Source organism: Pseudomonas sp. B21-051 (genome assembly GCF_024748795.1).
Classification (GTDB): domain Bacteria; phylum Pseudomonadota; class Gammaproteobacteria; order Pseudomonadales; family Pseudomonadaceae; genus Aquipseudomonas; species Aquipseudomonas putida_A.
In genome coordinates this window covers 5137986-5155782 of sequence record NZ_CP087166.1, presented here as the reverse complement: position 1 = coordinate 5155782, position 17797 = coordinate 5137986, and the positions used below count along the sequence as shown (strand labels likewise).

The window sequence follows — 17797 nt, the reverse complement described above, 5'->3', positions numbered from 1 at the left end:
AATGAACGGCAAACATTCCCTGCACGAGATTGAAGAAGCCGAAAAAAAGCCACTTTGGCAGCGGCTCGGCTGGTTGGCCCTGATCTGGATCGGTAGCGTCGGCGCGCTGTTCATTGCCGCCAGCCTGATGCGCCTGTTCATGAACGCGGCCGGTTTGACCACGCACTGATACATCCCGTCCCGTGGCCCTTGGGCACGGTTTACAACCCTCTGTACCGCGGAGGGTTTTTTTTGCCTGAGGTTTTACTTGCGGGCCTTGAGAATCACGAATTTCGGCGTGGCCGCCACTTGCTCGACGCCACGGAACAGCCGCGCCAGTTTGCTGTGATAACCCAGATGACGGTTGCCGACAATGTACAGCGCGCCGCCCACCACCAGCGCTTCACGGGCCTGCTGAAACATGCGCCAGGCGAGGAAGTCACCAACCACCTGCTGCTGATGGAACGGCGGATTGCACAGCACCACGTCCAGCGATTGCGGCTCCTGTCCGGCCAGACCATCGCCGGCGCGCACGATCACTTCGCGCTCGCCCAGCGCGGCGCGCCAATTCTCGGCGGCCGATTGCACGGCCATGAACGATTCGTCGACCAGCGTGTAGTGCGCATCGGGGTTGTGCAGGGCGCTGGCGATGGCCAGTACGCCATTCCCGCAACCGAGGTCGGCGACGCGGGCGCTACCGAGGTTTTTTGGCAGGTGCGGGAGAAAGGCTCGGGTGCCGATGTCCAGGCCTTCACGGCAGAACACGTTGGCGTGGTTGAGCAATTCGATGGCCGGCTCGTCCAGCTGATAACGCGAAGGGTAGGGCGAGGTTGCCGGAGCCTTGTTCTCGGGCGTCGCGATCAACAGGCGAGCTTTCTTCACCGCCAGTGAAGCCTGTACCGGGCCAATGTAACGCTCCAGCAGATCACCGGCTGCGCGCGGCAAATGCTTGACCATGGCTGCTGCTACCACTTCAGCGCCGGGTGCCAGTTGCCCTTGCAGGCGAATCAGTTGTTCTTCCAGCAATGCCAGCGTCTTGGGGACGCGGATCAGCACTCGGTCGAACGGCCCGAGCAACGGCTCACTGGCCGCAATCCCGCGCACGGCATCAAATGCCAGGCCGTTGCGTATCAGGTTCTTTTCCAGTCCCTGGAATGCGAGAAACGAGTCGCCACTGCTGCTGACCTGAACCTTGCCCGCCAGACTCGCCGCCAGCGCTCCGAAGCTGTCATTGAGTACCAATACCCGGGTGTCTGGCGCCGGTTGTTGCGCGGCCAGATGATTGAGCAGGTACTCGTCAGCCGCGTCGAACGCTTGCAGCGGTTCATTCTGCTGCTCGGGCTGGCGGATCAGGTCGAGTTGGGCGAAGGGGGTGTCGAGCAAGGGCATGGGGCGGGGACTCTGGATAATCAACGGGTGGCCCGCAGCCCAGGGTGTCGCGCAGCGGAACCGTCCGAGTGAAATACAACGTCAAGGTTCACGTCATCACTCAGCAAGGTCGCAAATGGTACTTTTTTTTCTGTTGAAATACCCGTGGCTTTTAGGCGGGGGGAGCGTCGAGAAGGCCATAGCGGCAGGCAGCAATGACGGCCGACATCTTGTTGCACACGTTCAGTTTGATAATCACGTTTTGCACGTGGTAATTCACGGTCCGTTCGCTCAGGGAGAGGATCCTGGCGATTTCATAGGCTGTTTTGCCGAGCGCCGAGAGTTTCAGCACTTCCAGTTCCCGCGGTGAAAGGTGCGGGTGCTGGGGCTTTTTCGGTACTTTGGGCAAGGTACTGGCGAACAGATCGCTCAGATGGCTGGTTACGTAAAACATATAGCCAAAATGCTCGTACACCTCCAGCGGGCTCAGCAGGCCATTTTTTCTGACAAGGCTGAGCGTACTGCACAGGCCGCTGCCTTCATGGTGAAACGACTGCGACCAGCCGTGACGCAGTCCATGTTTCTGTTGGGCATCCCATAGCGGCAAGGTTTGCGAAAACACGTCCTGGGTCCAGACAATCGGCAGCATCGAATGATTGCAGTGTGCTATTACCGGATCGATTTTGCTGTAGCTCTGTTTTTCATAAAGTTGATTCCACTCCTTCGGATAGTTATTGATTCGCAAAGTTTTGAAGTCAGCGTTCCGATTGGTTGATGTCAATGAGATAGCACAAAAATTGAATCCAATGTTTTGAGCAAATCGCTGCAGGATCGGATAAGCAGTCTCTATTTCCCTTGCTAAAGTCAGTTGCTTTAATTGCGACTCCTTCCACATTTCCATCGCTCACTCTCCATGAGTCTTTCCTGGGGTGCTTTTTTGGATCCAATGGGATCAAGCACGCAATCGAGTGTAGGACAGGTCTTACACATGGCGTTGAATTTTTTCGCTCTTGAATAGACACGTTAGTTGCTGGAAAGGTTATTAGTCGGCAAACACGTGTTGTATTTAACCTGTCATTCAATGGGGTTATGAATACCGCCGTACTAATCGGATTTGGGTTTACTTCTCATTTCTCCAGGCTGTCTGAGTGGCAAAACATTACAAAGACAGTGGTGTTTATGTTATGGGTTTGCGCGAGACTGTAAGGGACTTTTCAGTGGAGTGCCCCATGACTGTCAGCGCAGAGAAATTTAGTGCCCAGATCCTGCTCGATGTGCAGCCTTTGACCCCCAGTCTGTTTACCCTGCGCACCACGCGCGATGCGGGTTTCAGGTTTCGCGCAGGACAATTCGCCCGCTTGGGGGTGACCAAGGCTGATGGCAATACGGTCTGGCGTGCCTACTCGATGGTCTCTTCGCCTTTTGACGAGTTTCTCGAGTTCTTTTCCATCGTGGTGCCGGGTGGCGAATTCACCAGTGAACTTAGCCGCTTGCAGGTCGGCGATACCCTGCTGGTGGAGCGCCAGGCCTTTGGTTACCTGACGCTGGATCGGTTTATCGACGGTCGGGACCTGTGGCTGTTATCCACCGGAACCGGAGTCGCGCCGTTTTTGTCGATTCTGCAGGACTTCGAGGTGTGGGAGCGTTTTGAGCGGATCATTCTGGTGTACAGCGTGCGCGAAGCGCGGGAACTGGCCTATCAGCCGTTGATTGCAGAACTGTCCAAGCGTGATTACCTGGCTGAACATGCCCATAAGCTGCGGTTTATTCCCACGGTTACCCGCGATCACACGCCGGGCGCCTTGCACGGTCGCATCACCACGCTGATTGAAAACGGCGAGCTGGAACGTGAAGCCGGCGTTGAACTGACCCCCGAGCACTCGCGCGTCATGCTGTGCGGCAATCCGCAGATGATCGATGACACCCGGGCACTGCTGAAACAACGCCACATGAGCCTGAGCCTGACGCGACGGCCGGGACAGGTGGCGGTGGAAAACTACTGGTAAAAAAAACGGCGCCATCAGGCGCCGTTCTTTATTCATCAAGCAGTCAAGGCCGGTTGTTCTGGGCCTTGAGCAGATCGCGGATCTCGCCAAGCAACTCTTCTTCCTTGGTCGGAACCGGTGGCAGGGAAGGGGCTACGGCTTCTTCGCGTTTCAGACGGTTGATGGCTTTGACACCCATGAAAATAGCGAAGGCGACGATCACGAAGTCCAGAATGCTCTGGATGAATTTACCGTATGCCAATACCACGGCAGGGGCGTTGCCCTCGGCGGCTTTTAGCGTGATGGCCAGATCACTGAAGTCCACCCCTCCGATCAGCAGGCCGATTGGCGGCATGATCACATCGCCGACAAACGACGAAACGATTTTGCCGAAGGCGGCACCGATGATGATACCGACGGCCATGTCGACCACATTGCCTTTGACCGCGAAGGCCTTGAACTCACTTAGCACGCCCATAGGTTATTTCCTTGTTACAGATGAGTTTGGTGTACGCAGTGTAAATCAGCAAAACGCGTCCTGCGCGAAACACCTTCTTACAATGCCCGTTTTTATCGACACATGAATCGACGATTAGTTTGCAAAGTGCCACTAATCGCGCGCGAAATACGCCGTAAATCGCTGATCGCAAAGCCATTTTTTTCAATCGTCGGGTTACGAACTTTCTATTTATGTTCACCGGCATAGCCCTCTAGCCTCTGGTTGGCGCACCTGGATGCGCCCAAAAAAACCAGAGGAACCTGATATGAATTCCACCCTTGGACTGGGGGCTTTTCCCCATCGCCGTACGCTCGGCGTACTCACCGCCAGCCTGTTGACCTTCTCCGTGCACGCCGCGCCCCTGACCCGGGACAACGGTGCAGCGGTGGGCGACAATCAGAACTCGCAAACCGCCGGCGCCAACGGCCCGGTGCTGCTGCAAGACGTGCAACTGATCCAGAAACTCCAGCGTTTCGACCGTGAGCGCATTCCCGAGCGTGTGGTGCATGCCCGCGGTACCGGTGCCCATGGCACGTTCACGGTGACCAACGATCTCAGCGACCTGAGCAAGGCCAAGGTGTTCGCTGCCGGGCAGGTGACGCCAGTGTTCGTGCGCTTCTCCGCAGTGGTACACGGTAACCACTCCCCGGAAACCTTGCGCGATCCACGGGGTTTTGCCACCAAGTTCTACACCGCCGACGGCAATTGGGACCTGGTGGGCAACAACTTCCCGACCTTTTTCATCCGCGATGCGATCAAGTTTCCGGACATGGTCCACGCCTTCAAGCCCGATCCACGTACCAACCTTGACGATGACTCGCGTCGTTTCGACTTCTTCTCCCATGTGCCGGAAGCTACTCGTACGCTGACCGAGCTGTACTCCAATTCGGGTACTCCAGCCAGTTATCGGGAGATGGACGGTAACGGCGTGCATGCCTACAAGTTGGTTAACGCCAAAGGCGAAGTGCACTATGTGAAGTTTCACTGGAAAAGTTTGCAGGGCATCAAGAACCTGACACCTGAACAAGTCGAAAAAGTTCAGGGCAAGGATTACAGTCATATGACTAATGATCTGGTCAGTCATATCAATAAGGGTGATTTCCCGAAATGGGACTTGTACATCCAAGTACTGAATCCGCAAGATTTGTCCAAGTTTGATTTCGATCCATTGGACGCCACCAAGATCTGGCCGAATGTTCCTGAGCGAAAAGTTGGACAAATGGTGTTGAACCGTAATCCAGCCAACGTGTTCCAGGAAACCGAACAAGTTGCGATGGCTCCGGCCAATGTTGTGCCGGGTATCGAACCTTCAGAAGATCGTCTATTGCAAGGCCGAGTGTTTTCTTATGCCGATACGCAAATGTATCGTCTTGGAGCCAATGCCCTGCAGTTGCCGATCAACGCGCCAAAAGTTGCCGTCAACAATGGCAATCAGGACGGTGCGATGAACTTTGCAGCCACGCAGTCTGGCGTGAACTATCAGCCAAGCCGCCTGCAACCGCGTGAAGAGCCGCAAAGCGCGCGTTACAGCCAGCTGGCACTGTCGGGCAGCACCCAGCAGGCGAAGATTCAGCGTGAGCAGAACTTCAAACAGGCCGGTGATCTGTATCGATCGTTCAGCCAGCAGGAACGTCAGGATCTGATCGCCAGCTTCGGCGGTTCGCTGGCGACCACCGATGACGAGAGCAAGCACATCATCCTGTCCTTCCTTTATAAGGCCGATCCGGAGTATGGCACCGGCGTGACCAAAGCGGCCAAGGGCGACCTGAGCCGGGTTAAGGCGCTGGCGGCGAAACTGGTCGACTGATCTCTACGCCATGCAACGCGGGGCCTGACTCAGGCCCCGTTCTGCTCAAGGAGAAGGCTGATGCGATTTTGTCTGTTATTGCTGCTCGGTTGCCTGTCATTTACAGCGCTGGCCGAACAGAACCCCGAGGCGATCAAGGCGCAGTTGCAGGATTACTATTTCGATGCCGCACGGCGTGGTGATGTGCCGATGCTCGAGACCTTTATCGGGTCCGGTTATTCCCTCGATACCCGCGACAGCAAGGGCTACACCGCTTTGATTCTGGCGGCGTATCACGGCCAGGCCGCGGCAGTTGACCGGTTACTGGCGGCGGGCGCTGATGCCTGCGCGCAGGACCAGCGTGGCAACACGGCGTTGATGGGCGCGATTTTCAAAGGCGAGATTCAGATCGCCCGAAGGCTGATGGCTACCGATTGCAGCCCTGATCAACGCAACGGCGCGGGTCAGACCGCGGCGATGTACGCCGGGTTGTTCAAGCGCGTCGAACTGCTCGATGCGCTCAAGGCCAAGGGCGCCGACCTCAACGCCGAGGATCCGCTGGGCAATAGCGCCGCGCGTCTGGCCAACGGCGAAATCCGCACCGCCGCGCCGCGCTGAACGGTGGCTGCGTTATCATCGCGGTTTTTGCCGGGGGATCCAGATGGCCAAGGCCAAGCGCATGTACGGCTGCACCGAGTGCGGCGCAACTTTTCCCAAGTGGGCGGGCCAGTGCGGCGAGTGCGGCGCCTGGAACACCCTGACCGAAACCATGATCGAAAGCGGCGGCGCCACCGCGCCCACCGGGCGTACCGGCTGGGCCGGGCAGCAGGCGCAGATCAAGACCCTGGCCGAAGTCAGCATCGAGGAAATTCCGCGCTTCTCCACCGCGTCCGATGAACTGGACCGGGTTTTGGGTGGCGGTCTGGTCGACGGCTCGGTGGTGCTGATCGGAGGCGACCCGGGTATCGGCAAGTCGACGATTTTGTTGCAGACCCTGTGCAACCTCGCCAAGAGCATGCCGGCGCTGTACGTCACCGGCGAAGAATCCCAGCAACAAGTGGCGATGCGCGCCCGGCGCCTGGGTCTGCCCCAGGATCAACTGCGGGTGATGACCGAAACCTGCATCGAAACCATCATCGCCACCGCCCGTCAGGAAAAGCCCAAGGTGATGGTGATCGACTCGATCCAGACCATTTTCACCGAACAATTGCAGTCGGCGCCGGGCGGCGTATCGCAGGTACGCGAAAGTGCGGCGCTGCTGGTGCGTTATGCCAAGCAGAGCGGCACAGCGATTTTCCTCGTCGGTCACGTCACCAAGGAAGGCGCACTCGCCGGCCCGCGGGTGCTGGAGCACATGGTCGATACCGTGCTGTATTTCGAAGGCGAGTCCGATGGCCGTTTGCGTTTGCTGCGGGCGGTGAAGAACCGTTTCGGTGCGGTCAATGAACTGGGCGTGTTCGGCATGACCGACAAGGGCCTGAAAGAAGTCTCCAACCCGTCGGCGATTTTTCTCACCCGTGCGCAGGAAGAAGTACCGGGCAGTGTGGTCATGGCCACATGGGAAGGCACCAGGCCGATGCTGGTGGAAGTGCAGGCGCTGGTGGATGACAGCCATCTGGCGAATCCGCGCCGTGTGACGCTGGGCCTTGATCAGAACCGATTGGCGATGTTGTTGGCGGTATTGCATCGCCATGGCGGTATTCCGACCCACGACCAGGACGTGTTCCTCAACGTGGTCGGTGGGGTGAAGGTGCTGGAAACCGCATCGGATCTGGCGTTGATGGCGGCGGTGATGTCGAGCCTGCGCAACCGGCCGTTGCCGCATGACCTGCTGGTGTTTGGCGAAGTCGGTTTGTCTGGGGAGGTGCGCCCGGTGCCGAGTGGGCAGGAGCGTCTGAAGGAAGCGGCCAAGCATGGCTTCAAACGGGCGATCGTGCCCAAGGGCAATGCGCCGAAGGAGGCGCCGCCGGGGCTGCAGATCATTGCCGTGACCCGTTTGGAGCAGGCGCTCGACGCGCTGTTCGAATAACCACAATTTCCTTGCAGGAGCTGCCGCAGGCTGCGATCTTTTGATCTTCTAAAACAAGATCAAAAGATCGCAGCCTGCGGCAGCTCCTGCAAGGGTCACAGTTCGATCAGGGCGCCCAGTTCGCGCTCAAGTTCGGCCTCATCCGCAAGATTCAGTTCGATCAACCGTCGCAAGCGCTGAATCGATTCCAGGCTGATATGCCGGCAGACAAATCCCAACTGGCCGTTCTCTTCATGAGCCAGATGCACATCCATCTGAATATCCACGTCATCGCTCAGATGAATGTCGACGAAGAAGTCCTGCTCTTTGTCCCCAAGCCAAGGATCCGGCCGCTCGATCAGCAGCCCCTTGAGCGACAGATCGATCAACTTCACGGGCCAGATGAATTGGCCCTGACTCAGCTCGGTTCTGGCATCGAACGCAATACGTTTGAAGCGACGGCGATTGGCTGGGTGTTCGCTCATGGCGCAATCCTCGGAAGAGTTCGCTGACTATAGACCCGAGCATTGGGTGGCTGCCAATCAACCAAGCGTCTAGACCAACGTCGGGGTATGGCCTTTGGCGCCGTAAGCGCTAAACTCGGGGTGGCTGTCTTTCTTGTCCACCCTGGCTGGAATAATAAAATGAAAAATAATAATAGCCTGCTACGCCACTTACCCTGGCTAGTGCTGGCAATCGTAGGAGCGTGCGCCCTGGGCGTAGTGGCATTGCGCCGAGGAGAGGCGATCAACGCCTTGTGGATCGTGGTCGCGGCCGTGGCCATTTATCTGGTTGCGTACCGTTACTACAGTCTGTTCATCGCCAACAATGTGATGCAACTCGATCCGCGTCGGGCCACCCCCGCCGTGCTCAACAACGACGGTCTGGACTACGTTCCAACCAACAAACACATTCTTTTCGGTCACCACTTCGCGGCCATCGCCGGCGCAGGGCCTCTGGTCGGCCCGGTATTGGCGGCGCAGATGGGCTATCTGCCCGGCACGCTGTGGCTGATTGCCGGGGTGGTGCTGGCGGGTGCGGTGCAGGACTTCATGGTCCTGTTCATGTCGACCCGGCGCAACGGCCGTTCGCTGGGCGACATGGTGCGTGAAGAAATGGGCCGCATCCCCGGCACCATCGCCCTGTTCGGCTGCTTCCTGATCATGATCATCATCCTCGCGGTGCTGGCGCTGATCGTGGTGAAAGCCCTGGCTGAAAGCCCGTGGGGTATCTTCACCGTGATGGCGACCATCCCGATCGCGATGTTCATGGGCATCTACATGCGCTACATCCGTCCGGGCCGTATTGGCGAGATCTCGGTCATTGGCGTGTTGCTGCTGCTCGGTTCGATCTGGCTCGGCGGGCAGATTGCCGCTGATCCGGTGTGGGCCAAGGCCTTCAGCTTCACCGGCGTGCAAATCACCTGGATGCTGATCGGTTATGGCTTCGTCGCCGCCGTGTTGCCGGTGTGGTTGATTCTGGCGCCGCGCGACTACCTGTCGACGTTCCTCAAGATCGGCACCATCATTGCCCTGGCGATCGGCATTCTGGTGACCATGCCCGAGCTGAAAATGCCGGCGCTGACCCAGTTCGTCGACGGCACCGGGCCGGTGTGGAAGGGCGGTCTGTTCCCGTTCCTGTTCATCACCATCGCTTGCGGTGCGGTATCGGGTTTCCACGCGCTGATTTCTTCGGGCACCACGCCGAAGCTGCTGGATAACGAAACCAACGCGCGCTACATCGGTTACGGCGGCATGCTGATGGAATCGTTTGTGGCGATCATGGCCATGGTTGCCGCTTCGGTGATCGAGCCGGGCGTGTACTTCGCCATGAACAGCCCGGCCGCTGTGGTCGGCGGTGACGTCGCATCGGTGGCGCAGATGGTCAGCAGCTGGGGTTTTGCGATCACGCCGGAGGCGCTGCAAGCCGTGGCGCATGACATTGGCGAAACCACCATCCTCGCCCGTGCCGGTGGTGCGCCGACCCTGGCGGTCGGTATTGCGCAGATCCTGCACAGTGTCCTGCCGGGTGAAAACACCATGGCGTTCTGGTACCACTTCGCGATCCTGTTCGAAGCGCTGTTCATTCTGACTGCTGTGGACGCCGGTACCCGTGCCGGGCGCTTCATGCTGCAGGACCTGCTCGGCTCCTTCGTTCCGGCGCTCAAGCGTACCGAATCGTGGACCGCCAACCTGATCGCCACCGCCGGTTGTGTGGCGATGTGGGGCTGGTTGCTGTATCAGGGCGTGATCGATCCACTGGGCGGCATCAACACCCTGTGGCCGCTGTTCGGCATCTCCAACCAGATGCTGGCCGGTATTGCGCTGATGCTCGGCACCGTGGTCCTGATCAAGATGAAGCGCCAGCGCTACATCTGGGTCACCCTGCTGCCAGCCGCCTGGCTGTTGATCTGCACCACCACTGCAGGCTTCATCAAGCTGTTCGATGCCAACCCGGCGATCGGCTTCCTGTCGCTGGCCAAGAAGTACAGCGATGCACTGGCCGCCGGCCAGGTGATTGCCCCGGCCAAGAGCATCGAGCAGATGCAGCACGTGATCTTCAACGCCTACACCAACGCAACGCTTACCGCGCTGTTCCTGTTCGTGGTCTTCAGTATCCTGTTCTATGCGCTCAAGGTCGGCATCGCCGCCTGGGGCAAAAAAGAGCGTACGGATAAAGAATCGCCATTCCAGGCCTTGCCGGACGCGTAACCAGAGGATTGCACCATGTTCAATGACCTGAGTCGCCTCGGTAAATACCTCGGTCAGGCCGCGCGCCTGATGGTCGGCATGCCCGACTACGACACCTACGTCGAGCATATGCAAACCAAACACCCGGACAAACCGGTGATGAGCTATGAGATGTTCTTCCGCGAACGTCAGGAAGCGCGTTACGGTGGCAAGGGTGGGCCGAAGTGCTGTTGAGCTGACAGCCTGCGGTTGAGGTAATCCCCCTGTGGGAGCGAGCCTGCTCGCGAATACGGAGTGTCAGTTGATGAATGATTTGACTGACACACCGCTTTCGCGAGCAGGCTCGCTCCCACAGTTGTTTTTGTGTTGTTCATTCATTTTGTGAAGGGGATCTGTTTTGTCTTCACCCATACCTGTAACGGTACTCAGCGGTTTCCTCGGTGCCGGCAAGACCACCTTGCTGCGCCATCTGCTTAAAGCCGAGCACGGCCTGAAAATCGCCGTGATCGAGAACGAATTTAGCGACGCCGGCATCGACACCCAGTTGCTCGGCGATGAACCGGTGCAAGTCATGACCCTGGCCAACGGCTGCGTCTGTTGCACCATCCACACCGACCTGACCAAGGCCTTGTACCTGCTGCTCGAACGCCTGGACAGCGGTGAAATCGCTTTTGATCGGCTGGTGATCGAGTGCACCGGTCTGGCCGATCCAGCGCCTGTGGCGCAAACCTTTTTCATTGACGAAGAACTGCGCGAACGCTATCTGCTCGACGGCATCATCACCCTGGTAGATGCCGCTCACGCCGACCAGCACCTGACCCAGACCATCGCCCAGGCGCAGATCGGTTTCGCCGACCGCTTGCTGGTGAGCAAAACCGATCTGGTGGATGAGGCGACGTTCAACGCACTGAGCGAACGCCTGAGGCGAATCAACCGTCGTGCGCCAATCCGCGTGGTCGAGCACGGCAACATCGATCTGGCGGAACTGCTCGACGTGCGCGGCTTCAACCTCAATGCCGACCTGGGCGGAGTGAGTCTGCGTCCGGTGAGCAAGGCGCCTTCCATCGACCGCATCTCCAGTCTGGTGCTGCGCACAGACCAGCCGCTGGATATCGATCAACTCAGCGAGTTCATGAACGAGCTGCTGGAAGAGCACGGCAAACAGTTACTGCGTTACAAGGGTGTGCTGAACATTGCTGGCGAGGATCGACGGCTGGTGTTTCAGGGCGTGCTGAAACTCTACGGTTTTGACTGGGATACCGAGTGGGCCGAGGGTGAGGTGCGGGAAAGTGTCATCGTGTTTATTGCTGACGATCTGCCGGAAGAGAAAATTCGGGCCGGGTTTGCCAGAGTGACTTCTGCCTGATGGATCCTGGTTGTCAGCGATGGCCTCTTCGCGAGCAGGCTCGCTCCCACAGTAATCCGCATTCTGTCAGGAGGAATGCAGTTCACTGTGGGAGCGAGCCTGCTCGCGAAGACGATCTAACCGACAGCGCAATGCTCAAGGGCTGAACCCAGCAGGGTCTGCTCAAGATGATCCAGGTGCTGATTCATCAACAAACCAGCCTTGGAAACATCTCCCAGCTCCACCGCCTCGATAATCGCCAGGTGCTCCTGCCACGCGCAGCAACCTGGCGTTGATCCATCACACCGCGCAATCGCCAGCGACGTCAACGGCACCAGACTGCCAAGAAAATGCGCCAACGGTGCATTCCCCGCCATCCGTGCCAACTGCAGATGGAACTCGCCGGACAATCGAATCGCCGCAGCACGCCGTTCCTGTGTCACGGCCAGACGTTCGCGTTCGACCAGCGTGCGCAAGCGTTTCAAACCCTCCGCTGACGCATTCTGGCAGGCCAGGCGTACCAGTGTCGCTTCGGTCAGGCGCCTGGCGTGCAGGGTTTGCCGGGTCTGCTCGGCATCCGGCGCCGCGACCCGTGGCCGATGATTGGCGCGCAGCACAATCACCTGCTCATGGGACAACTGCGTCAGTACCCGGCGCACATCGGCGCGGCTCACGCCAAACATCTGCTTGAGACTGTCTTCGGTGAAGCGGCTGGCCGGGTTGATTCGCCGGTCCAGAATCGCGTCGAACAGCCGCGGGTACAGATCATCGGCCGGCGCCTGCAGGCGGGAGAAGGGCAGGGGGGCCGACATCTGACGAGTGTGCGGCGACGTGGCAAGACTGTTCATGGCCGGTCTCCAGTGTGAATTCTTCAGTGGCTGAGGTTGTCTTCCGGAATGTTCAATTCAATGCCCATGCGCTGGCCTTCGCGCAGGATGTGCCGACGCATTTCGGCGCTGGCCTGAGCGCTGTTCTTGCTGCGGATTGCGCGCACCACCGCTTCGTTTTCTTCCAGACGCTCAGCCAGATGCTCAGGCGAATTGCGCAGCACTTCGGCGCTTTGCTTGAGGGCATTGCTGGTTTGCTGCACCACACTCTGGAAGATCGGGTTCGAAGTCAGGGTGAACAGCTCTTCGTGGAAGGCGATGTAGGCGCTGACCCCGGCTTCGCTGTCCCCCGCTTCAAGGGCTTCGCGCATGTCCATCAACGTCAGGCGCAACTGGCCGACTTCCTTGCTGCTGATCGACTGCGCCACCAGACCGACGATGAACGGCTCAAGGGTGTAGCGCAGTTGCAGCACGTCTTCGAGGCTGGCGCCGGCCACCGCGCTGTCGTGGCTCTGGCTGTCACTGAGCTGGGCGTCGAGCACCACCACGCCTTTGCCCGGCATCGAACGCACCAGGCCAAGGGTTTCGAGGACGATCACCGCTTCGCGCAGGCTCGGACGGCTGATGCCCAGTTGTTCGGCCAGTTCGCGCTGGCCCGGCAGCATGTCGCCGGAGCGCCACTGACCGCGGGCGAGGGCGGCGCGCAGTTTTTCTACGACTGAGTTGACGACGGTTGATGTGGTGATCACTTGTCTTGCTCCGTGAGCCCGCTGGGGTTGCCGCAAACAAGATCAAAAGATCGCAGCCTGCGGCAGCTCCTGCGGGGTTGAAAATCAGAACTCTTGCTGGTGCGCCGGAGTTCCGGTTTTACGCGGTTGAAAGGTGTAGCCCTGCTGACCGCTGAGTACTTTGTTTGCGCGTTGTACGTCGATGTCCTTTTCCCAACGGGCGATGGCCACGGTAGCGACGCAGTTGCCGATCAGGTTGGTCAGCGCCCGACCGATGCCCATGAACCAGTCCACTGCCAGTACCAGCACCAGACCCACTACCGGAATCGCCGGGATCGCCGTCAGCGTCGCCGCCAGAATCACCAGCGCCGAGCCGGGAATGCCGTGGGCGCCCTTGGAAGTGATCAGCGACACCAACAGAATCGTCAGCAGATCGGTCATCGCCAGTGGCGTGCCGGTGGCATTGGCAATGAACACGATGGCCAGGGTCAGGTAGATTGAAAAGCCGTCGAGGTTGAACGAGTAACCGGTGGGAATCACCAGGCCGACCGTCGAGCTGCCAATGCCTAGATGTTCAAGTTTGCGCATGATCTGTGGCAGTACGGCGTCGGAAGAAGCGGTGCCCATGACGATCAGCAATTCTTCGCGCAGGTACTTGAGCAGCGGCCACAGACGCAGGCCCGAGGCGCGCATCACCACGCCGAGGATCACGCTGACGAACGCCATGCAGGTCAGGTAGAACAGGCCGACCAGACTGCCCAGATGTTGCAGCGAATCAAGGCCGTATTTGCTGGTGGTGAAGGCGATGGCGCCGAACACGCCGATCGGCGCCAGGCGCACGATCATGCCCATGATCCGGAAGATCACATGGCTCAGCTCGTTGATCAGCCGTGAGATCCCGGAAGCCGCTTCGCCCACCAGGTTCAGCGCGCTGCCGAACAGCACCGAGAACAGCAGCACTTGCAGAATGTTGTTGTCGGCGAAAGCACCGAGCACCGAGGTCGGGATCAGGTCCATCAGAAATTGCGTGGTGGTGTGCATGTGCTGGCCGCGTTCGGCGATGTCGCCCATGTCGGCTGCAGACAACTGCTCCAGATGGATATTCGCGCCACTGCCGATTCCGGTGCTGAAGGCGAATAACAGGCCGATCACCAGCGCGATGGTGGTCAGCACCTCAAAGTAGATCACGGATTTGAGGCCGATGCGCCCGACCTTCTTCAGGTCGCCTGCGCCGCTGATGCCGCTGACCACCACGCAGAACACGATCAGGCCGATGAGCATCTTGATCAGTTTGATGAAGCCGTCGCCCAACGGTTTCAGCTGAGCGGAATATTCGGGAAGGGTCAGCCCGCAGACGATGCCGAGCACCAGTCCGAGAACCACTTGGAGGAAGATTGAACGCGAGCACCATCTGAGCATGGGAGGAATCCTGGTCGGTGTCCTGGCTGCCGTGTGCGGAGCACATCAGATTCAGGACTTAATTATTGTGGTCTTACCGGTATGTCCAGTGCGGGTGCAGTCTACGCTCGGTTTTTTCGGGATGACAAGTGAAAATCATGTAATTGGCATGACCGGTCTGACCAGTGGTGTTCCGTCATGCGGTGAGGCTGTCTGCAAGTCGATGACGCCCGGCTATCTTGCCGGGCGCCTGAGGTTGCAGCAGGTGATTAGCGCTAGCGCGCAAAGTGCCTCGGTGACAACGCTGTCAGTAAGGAACGTTGCGTTGCAGGATGTTCATTTTGAAATCGAGGACGGCGGCGCTGCGGGACGCAAGGGTCCGCACAAAGGTGCCAACCTTCGGGTCGTACTTGTTGCGGCTCAGACCTGCCTGCAGCAAACGGCCGCTTCGGGTCTGGATTCTGACGGTGGGGGTGTTGCTGTCGATTTCATCCAGCGTGATGATTTTGCCTTTGGCATCCAGAAGATTGAAAGTCGTCTGGTCACCGTCGTCAGGGCTATAGGCATTAAGGAAATCCTCCTCCTCTTTGCTGACGGTCATGTAGTGATAAGTGCCAGGGGTAAATATATACATCGTGTAATAGTCATCGATACAGCGGAAGTAAAACGTCAGTGCATCAGGTGCAACATCCGGCTTCAAAAACAGATAGTTGGAAACATCAATATGGTGGGAGAAGCTGAAGAACTCGTAGTCGGGGCGAGGAGTGGTCACTTTTCTACCATAGGTCAGTCTCGGAAAGTGTGGATAACCAAACCGAGTGCTCAATGTCGCCGTAAAGGATTTTTCCTGGTTTGTACTCATGATGTTGCCTTGTCAAGTATTGGGAGTTAACGCTGAATGGCCAATAAGCCATAACGTGATGAAGTGTTCCCGTGAGCGGTCAGATCTCGTCCGGATTACTCAGGAACGATGCGTTGCGTTCGATGATGCGTAACTTGAAAACCACACCCTCTCCATCGAGTTCAGACAGATAGAGATAAGGCGCGCCCTTGCGGCGGATAATGCCGATGGCCTTCGAATTACGAGCCTTGAGTCGAACACGCTGAATGCCGCCCTTCATTTCTTGCAGGGTAACAATCCGGTTTTCAAGGCTCATCAGGTTGAAGGATGTCGTGTCACCGTCGTCCGGCAGATAGGCACCCAGTACCTTTTGGGCACTCTTGCTGATGCAGTGCCCGGTGTAAGTCGGGTGTGAGCGGATATAGAGATGGTAGTAATCGTCCGTGCAGCGAAAATAAACCGTCAAGGGTGCATGCAACGCAATCTCTTGAGCGGGACGACATCCCAGCAGATGTGAATCGTCCCGGACTGTTGGCGCGCCGGTAAAGAAACCACCTGAAAATGTTCTGTCGTTGCGCAGAGCCGGAGTGCCATGCAGTTGGCCAAGAAAATCGACGTGTTGATCGTCAAGTTCCAGTGTCGCAATAAAAGAATTCTGCCTGTCGGTAATCATGAACTCATCCTTGAATTCCTTGTGGTCAACTTTTTAGAGTGTGGCTTTAGCCGATTTAATTATAGGTTTGTCATTCTGGTAGTTGGTTTGGGTGGGGCTTTTTGTTGTTGTGTGGCAGCAACAGTACCAGCTAAGTTGTGGGGTGAGTCTGTTTTTGGTCGGCGCTTATTGTTTCAGGCTTTTTAATTATGTTATCCAGACAAGGGTTGCGATATTTATTCAGGCGAAAAAAAACCGGCCATCTCTGGCCGGTTTTTCATGCTGCGGACTTAACGTCGCATCAAGCGCCGTATACCGGCAGTTTCTTGCAGATGGCTTTGACTTTCTCACGAACGGCGTCGATCACCGCTTCGTTGTTCAGGTCAGCCAGGATGTCGCAGATCCAGCCGGCCAGTTCTTTGCACTCTGCCTCTTTGAAGCCGCGAGTGGTCACAGCCGGGGTACCGAAGCGCAGACCGGAAGTGACAAACGGCGAGCGTGGATCGTTTGGTACCGAGTTCTTGTTCACGGTGATGAACGCTTTGCCCAGCGCGGCGTCGGCGTCTTTACCGGAGATGTCCTGCTTGATCAGCGACAGCAGGAACAGGTGGTTCTTGGTACCGCCGGACACTACGTCGAAACCGCGCTCGATGAACACTTCGGCCATGGCCTGGGCGTTCTTCACCACTTGTTCCTGGTAAGCCTTGAACTCAGGCTGCAGTGCTTCCTTGAAGCAGATCGCTTTAGCGGCGATCACGTGCTCCAGCGGGCCACCCTGGGCGCCCGGGAATACCGCGGAGTTCAGCTTCTTCTCGATCTCGGCGTTGGCGCGCGCCAGGATCAGACCGCCACGAGGACCGCGCAGGGTCTTGTGCGTGGTGGTGGTGACCACGTCAGCGAAAGGCACCGGGTTCGGGTAGACGCCAGCGGCGACCAGACCGGCCACGTGAGCCATGTCGACGAACAGGTAAGCACCGACTTTGTCAGCGATGGCGCGGAAGCGCGGGAAGTCCAGAATCTGCGAGTAGGCAGAGAAACCGGCCACGATCATTTTCGGCTTGTGCTCAACCGCCAGACGCTCGACTTCGTCGTAGTCGATCAGACCGTTGGCGTCGATGCCGTACTGCACCGCGTTGTACAGCTTGCCGGAGGAGGAAACGCTGGCGCCGTGAGTCAAGTGACCACCGTGGGCCAGGCTCATGCCCAGGATGGTGTCGCCACCTTGCAGCAGAGCCAGGTAGACAGCGGCGTTGGCTTGGGAACCGGCGTGCGGCTGAACGTTGGCGTAGTCGGCGCCGAACAGCTCTTTGGCGCGGTCGATGGCCAGTTGCTCGACAACGTCGACGTACTCGCAACCACCGTAGTAGCGCTTGCCCGGGTAGCCTTCGGCGTATTTGTTGGTCAGTACCGAGCCTTGAGCTTCCATCACCGCAGGGCTGGTGTAGTTTTCCGAAGCGATCAGCTCAATGTGCTCTTCCTGGCGCTGAGCTTCTTGCTCCATGGCGGCAAAGAGATCGGCGTCGTACTTGGCAATAGTCAAATCACGGCTGAACATGGCGGTCCTCAAGGATCGGGGGGCAGAAAAGGGGGGCATTCTAACCCAATGGGTTTTGGATGGCATATGAAACGACATCATGTCGCAGACAAGTGGCGTTCATGCCAGATGTGCGGTGCTTTTGAAGGCCTCTTCG

Annotated in this window: 18 protein-coding genes; 8 read left to right on the top strand and 10 right to left on the bottom strand. The window is 58.1% G+C overall.

The annotated features are described in order from the left end of the window. The first annotated feature begins 1 nt into the window (after position 1). On the top strand, positions 2-169 hold the full coding sequence (locus LOY52_RS23190; protein WP_007963754.1) for a DUF2474 domain-containing protein: 168 nt from the start codon (positions 2-4) through the stop codon (positions 167-169). A 74-nt stretch (positions 170-243) separates the two neighbouring features. On the opposite strand, the gene LOY52_RS23185 is transcribed toward LOY52_RS23190, so the two are convergent. Continuing rightward, the gene (locus tag LOY52_RS23185) at positions 244-1368 is read right to left on the bottom strand and encodes a class I SAM-dependent methyltransferase (RefSeq protein ID WP_258676106.1); all 1125 of its coding nucleotides are present in this window, start codon (positions 1366-1368) and stop codon (positions 244-246) included. 151 nt (positions 1369-1519) lie between these two features. Next, positions 1520-2248: an autoinducer binding domain-containing protein gene (locus LOY52_RS23180; RefSeq protein WP_258676104.1), complete on the bottom strand. Its 729-nt coding sequence runs from the start codon at positions 2246-2248 to the stop codon at positions 1520-1522. A gap of 328 nt (positions 2249-2576) precedes the next feature. On the opposite strand from LOY52_RS23180, the gene LOY52_RS23175 reads away from it, so the two are divergent. Beyond that, on the top strand, positions 2577-3353 hold the full coding sequence (locus LOY52_RS23175; protein ID WP_258676102.1) for a ferredoxin--NADP reductase: 777 nt from the start codon (positions 2577-2579) through the stop codon (positions 3351-3353). 43 nt (positions 3354-3396) lie between these two features. Here the strand turns inward: LOY52_RS23175 and mscL are convergent, their stop codons facing one another. Beyond that, positions 3397-3810 (bottom strand): large-conductance mechanosensitive channel protein MscL, encoded by a 414-nt coding sequence (mscL, locus tag LOY52_RS23170; protein WP_007963760.1) that lies wholly within the window; start codon positions 3808-3810, stop codon positions 3397-3399. A 286-nt stretch (positions 3811-4096) separates the two neighbouring features. Between mscL and katB the strand changes: the two genes are divergently transcribed. Genes katB through radA form a run of 3 tightly spaced genes read left to right on the top strand, consistent with a single transcriptional unit; the run spans position 4097 to position 7646 of the window. After that, positions 4097-5638, top strand: a complete 1542-nt coding sequence (katB, locus tag LOY52_RS23165; protein WP_258676098.1) for a catalase KatB — start codon at positions 4097-4099, stop codon at positions 5636-5638. Between the two features lie 60 nt (positions 5639-5698). Then, on the top strand, positions 5699-6235 hold the full coding sequence (locus LOY52_RS23160; protein WP_258676096.1) for an ankyrin repeat domain-containing protein: 537 nt from the start codon (positions 5699-5701) through the stop codon (positions 6233-6235). Between the two features lie 43 nt (positions 6236-6278). Then, positions 6279-7646 (top strand): DNA repair protein RadA, encoded by a 1368-nt coding sequence (gene radA / locus LOY52_RS23155; RefSeq protein ID WP_258676094.1) that lies wholly within the window; start codon positions 6279-6281, stop codon positions 7644-7646. Between the two features lie 95 nt (positions 7647-7741). Here radA and LOY52_RS23150 read toward each other — a convergent pair whose 3' ends face one another. Further along, on the bottom strand, positions 7742-8110 hold the full coding sequence (locus LOY52_RS23150; protein WP_258676093.1) for a PilZ domain-containing protein: 369 nt from the start codon (positions 8108-8110) through the stop codon (positions 7742-7744). 159 nt (positions 8111-8269) lie between these two features. Here LOY52_RS23150 and LOY52_RS23145 point away from each other — a divergent pair, with 159 nt between their 5' ends. The 3 genes from LOY52_RS23145 (at position 8270) to yjiA (ending at position 11681) form a co-directional block, all read left to right on the top strand. Beyond that, positions 8270-10336 carry a carbon starvation CstA family protein gene (locus LOY52_RS23145; RefSeq protein WP_007963766.1) on the top strand — a complete coding sequence of 689 codons (2067 nt, stop codon included), beginning with the start codon at positions 8270-8272 and terminating at the stop codon, positions 10334-10336. A gap of 15 nt (positions 10337-10351) precedes the next feature. Continuing rightward, positions 10352-10549 (top strand): YbdD/YjiX family protein, encoded by a 198-nt coding sequence (locus LOY52_RS23140; protein WP_003228401.1) that lies wholly within the window; start codon positions 10352-10354, stop codon positions 10547-10549. Positions 10550-10712: 163 nt separating this feature from the next. Continuing rightward, a complete protein-coding gene (gene yjiA, locus LOY52_RS23135; protein WP_258676092.1) occupies positions 10713-11681 on the top strand; it encodes a GTPase in 969 nt (322 codons plus the stop codon). 116 nt (positions 11682-11797) lie between these two features. Here the strand turns inward: yjiA and LOY52_RS23130 are convergent, their stop codons facing one another. The 6 genes from LOY52_RS23130 to glyA form a co-directional block, all read right to left on the bottom strand. Further along, positions 11798-12508 carry a GntR family transcriptional regulator gene (locus tag LOY52_RS23130; RefSeq protein ID WP_258676091.1) on the bottom strand — a complete coding sequence of 237 codons (711 nt, stop codon included), beginning with the start codon at positions 12506-12508 and terminating at the stop codon, positions 11798-11800. Positions 12509-12531: 23 nt separating this feature from the next. Further along, on the bottom strand, positions 12532-13236 hold the full coding sequence (locus LOY52_RS23125; RefSeq protein ID WP_025108765.1) for a FadR/GntR family transcriptional regulator: 705 nt from the start codon (positions 13234-13236) through the stop codon (positions 12532-12534). A gap of 84 nt (positions 13237-13320) precedes the next feature. Next, positions 13321-14634, bottom strand: coding sequence for a C4-dicarboxylate transporter DctA (locus tag LOY52_RS23120; protein ID WP_258676090.1), 1314 nt, complete (start codon positions 14632-14634; stop codon positions 13321-13323). 286 nt (positions 14635-14920) lie between these two features. Beyond that, positions 14921-15475, bottom strand: coding sequence for a hypothetical protein (locus LOY52_RS23115; RefSeq protein WP_258676088.1), 555 nt, complete (start codon positions 15473-15475; stop codon positions 14921-14923). A 79-nt stretch (positions 15476-15554) separates the two neighbouring features. After that, on the bottom strand, positions 15555-16127 hold the full coding sequence (locus LOY52_RS23110) for a hypothetical protein (protein WP_258676086.1): 573 nt from the start codon (positions 16125-16127) through the stop codon (positions 15555-15557). Positions 16128-16407: 280 nt separating this feature from the next. Beyond that, complete coding sequence (gene glyA, locus LOY52_RS23105; protein WP_003228394.1) at positions 16408-17661, bottom strand: serine hydroxymethyltransferase; 1254 nt, start codon at positions 17659-17661, stop codon at positions 16408-16410. Positions 17662-17797 lie beyond the last annotated feature (136 nt).